This window comes from Alkalihalophilus lindianensis, from assembly GCF_032843265.1.
Classification (GTDB): Bacteria; Bacillota; Bacilli; order Bacillales; family Bacillaceae_D; genus Alkalihalophilus; species Alkalihalophilus lindianensis.
The window spans coordinates 1-534 of sequence record NZ_JAWJBA010000032.1; the positions used below are offsets into that span (position 1 = coordinate 1).

The window sequence follows — 534 nt, forward strand, 5'->3', positions numbered from 1 at the left end:
ATTAAAAACCATAGGCAGATCCGTTCGATATCGATATCCTACACGAAGGAATTCTATCGTTTCAATCCCTGAATCCAACTCGACAACCTTACCGCTGTTTTCGTCCTGCATGTCCAATAGCTGGTAAATTCTTTCGACACTTAAGCAAACCGGTTTCAAGATCGTATTTAAGGATGTGAGACTTTGTGCACTGGCAAAAACTTTTGTGGTGTATAGGGAAAAGGATGTGTACATGCCAACAGTAAATTGCCCTTTTAAGATAAGGATGCCGGAGATTAACAATATGATTAGGGTGAATAGGTTGTTTAACAAGCCAACGTTTTCGGTTAAAAATATCAATGACTTGTTTTGTTTGACGCTATGGTGAAACAGCTCATTCATCTTTGATTTAAATTTGAAGAGCTGCGTCTTTTTGCCGCCAAGAATTTTAATGTCCTCGATGCCATTCATGGATTCAAATACTTCCCCGTTTAAAACAGCGGACGACTTCATCATTTCCCTTGTACTGTTCAAAAATTTTTTATTGGATGATTT

1 protein-coding gene is annotated in these 534 nt (G+C 38.0%); it reads right to left on the minus strand.

Going from position 1 to position 534, the window contains the following annotated elements; all coding sequences use genetic code 11:
- Window positions 1-513 (minus strand): ABC transporter transmembrane domain-containing protein (locus tag RYX56_RS21145; RefSeq protein WP_317123962.1); only part of this gene is annotated, 513 nt, incomplete at its 3' end.
- Between the last annotated feature and the right edge of the window lie 21 nt (window positions 514-534).